The 2,577-nt window shown below is 73.0% G+C and carries 2 protein-coding genes; both read right to left on the bottom strand.

All coding sequences use genetic code 11. The features are described 5' to 3' along the window. Window positions 1-53 precede the first annotated feature (53 nt). Window positions 54-1,475, bottom strand: a complete 1,422-nt coding sequence (locus V7793_RS36270) for a cytochrome P450 (RefSeq protein WP_336013933.1) — start codon at window positions 1,473-1,475, stop codon at window positions 54-56. Between the two features lie 355 nt (window positions 1,476-1,830). Next, the gene (locus V7793_RS36275) at window positions 1,831-2,262 is read right to left on the bottom strand and encodes an SPW repeat domain-containing protein (RefSeq protein WP_168092679.1); all 432 of its coding nucleotides are present in this window, start codon (window positions 2,260-2,262) and stop codon (window positions 1,831-1,833) included. Window positions 2,263-2,577: the final 315 nt, after the last annotated feature.

Raw genomic sequence — 2,577 nt, forward strand, 5'->3', positions numbered from 1 at the left:
CGCATCCTCCGGTCCGGCTCCCGTGTCCCGGGAACCCGGCGTGCCCTCGGCCGTCATGCGCCCTCCTCCGGCGTACGGGCGGCGCGGATCCCGATCCGCAGCCGCGAGGTGTCGAAGGTGTACGGAAGCGGGTGGCCGGGCCCGAGCCGGACCCCGGCGACGGCCAGTTCCCCGCCGCGCAGCAGCTCGGCGACGAACGCCGTGGCCAGCTGCAGGCCGAGCTCCATGCCGCTGCACTGGGCCTCGCCCCGGCTGAACGGGCTGACCGCCCAGTCGCGCTCGGCGGTGCCGTCCAGCCACTTCTCGGGCGCGAACCGGTGCGCGTACCCGATCCGTTCGCCGTCGCGGGCGTGGAACGCGGTGGGCACGAGGACGTTGACCCCGCCCGGCGCGACCGAGTCCCGCCAGCGGGTCTCGCCGGTGGTCCGGCGGGCGAGGCCGGTCACGGGCGGCCACAGCCGGGCCGCCTCCTGCACACAGGCGCGCAGGTAGGGCATGCCGAGGAAGCCGGGGACCGTGCGCGGCCCGTGCGTGCGGTCCGCCGCCCGGATCTCCTCCATCGCACGCTCGTGGTGGCGCGGGTGCGTGGCGAGCAGCGCGAGCGTCTGCGCGGTGACGGCGCTCAGCGCGCCGAGCGCCATGAACCAGTGGCTGACCTGGCACTCCGGGGCGGTCTCGGGGCCGCGGGGGGCAGCCGCGAACAGGCCCGCCAGGCTGCGCGGATCGGCCTCGTACAGATAACGGGCCTGACGCTGCATCATCCTGCGGCGGAGCCGGCGGGTGCGGCGGGCCCGCCAGCGGCGCGCACCCATCCAGTTGGCCTCGGCGAGCAGCGTGGACAGGAGCCGGGAGAACTCCTCGTCGTCGGCGGCCGCCTCGCCCAGGAAGCAGCGCCGCCCCACGCGCTCGAAGCCCTCGCGCAGCGTCTCCGGGCGCAGCCCGGCCACCGCCTCGGGGCCCAGCAGGGCCGCGGCCTCCTCGCCGGCGACCCGCAGGAAGCGGTCGGCGAGCCGGTGCACCGGGCAGCCGGCGTCCAGGACCGCGTCGTTGAACATCCGGCGCACCATGCGCTGCCGGCCGTGCGAGGCCACCAGCGTCTCGGGCTGGACCGCCGCGAACCCGCTCACCTTCTCCCAGGTGTCGACCGCGTACACCCCCACCGGGCCGGAGAGGACCTGCCGGGCGTCGTCGGCGTCCAGCACGAGGAGCGTGGGGCCGGCGGCGCCGCGCACCATGACCGGGCCGCGGCCGTACCGGCGGCGCAGGCGGCGCATGGCCTCCAGGCCGTGCCGGGACGTGTCCGCCCGGGCGAGGAGGGCGGCGATCCGGGGCCGGGAGCGGAAGACACCCTTGAGGTAGTTGGGGAGGAAGTAGACGAGGGTGAGCCGGAGGTTCTCCCCCGCGGACGCGGCGGGCAGTGCTGTCCCCCGGCCCGTGCCGACCCCGGGCGCGCTGTAGCTGTAGAGGTGACTCATCCCTGGGCCTTCCCCCGGTTGCGCGGCCCCTCGGGCAGCGCCTCGATCGTCATGCGTCGGACCTCATGAGGTTGGAGTGATCAGTGGGAGGGGGAGCATTGCCACTTCCCGTCCGGCGGAGTCATCAGGTACGAAGATCACCCGAGTTTTCATCCTCCGGAGTGAATCGGGCGGTTGTTGTTGCCGCCCGGTGTTTGCAGCCGGACGTTTGCGGCCCGGCGTTCGCCGCCCGGGAAGCGCTCCGGCCCCGCCGCCCGGTGTGCGGGCGGCGGGGCCGGAGGGGGAAGACCGCCGAGAGGTGATGGCGCGAACAGAGAGAACGGCGAAATTCAGCCTTTTTCAGACCGTGCGGCGGTTACTGCCGTGACCTCGCCATCCCCATGCGTGCCAGGGCGAGGGCCAGCAGGCACGCCACCGCGCCGGTGATGACGTTGCTGACGACGGCGTGCGTGATGAACGCGTGCCCGGAGACGACCCAGGGGGAAATGATCGTCCAGGCGCCGAGGCCGAGGGCGGCCCAGCTCATCGCGTGCGTGCGCTCGTAGGCGGGGCCGAAACCGCCGACCAGGCAAGCAAAGGCGACTCCCACGATCAGGTTATGGATGGCAAGAGTGGAGGCGCCACTGAAGCCCACAATCCATGGAGAGGCGGCCAGATAGACACCGCAGAGGAGGGCGAGTGCCTCGACGGCCTGGGCGACGGGCGTGCTCGTCGCCGCTTCGGAGTGGGCGCGGAGCGCCAGGATGTCCGGGTGCTGTTCTATCCGGGGCGACGTAGGAGCGGTCACGTCGGCCACCTTCTTTCCGTGTCAGGTCGGACCTGCCTGCATTTTAACCTGATTGGAGGGATTTTCACCTGAATGGTGGTCGTCATATCTGGCGATTTCCCCTGTGTTGGGGGCCGGTTTCGGGCCGTCACCCTGGGGGAACCCGGCCAGTCGGTTTCCGGGGTTCGGCGAGGCGAGGAGGCGGCCGTGGAGCAGCTCAAGGGACAGGGCGAGCGGATGCAGCACCGGGGCGAGAGCCGGGAGGAGACCGCGCGGGCCCGCCGTCCGGTCCCGGGCGAGACGCCGGAACGCACCGGCGAGGACCCCGACGCGGAG

The sequence above is a fragment of the Streptomyces sp. KLMMK genome, from assembly GCF_036961605.1.
Taxonomy (GTDB): Bacteria; Actinomycetota; Actinomycetes; order Streptomycetales; family Streptomycetaceae; genus Streptomyces; species Streptomyces telluris.

Coding starts and splice junctions, on each gene's coding strand:
- V7793_RS36270 (WP_336013933.1), bottom strand. CDS start 1,475: ATGAGTCACCTCTACAGCTACAGCGCGCCCGGGGTCGGCACGGGCCGG.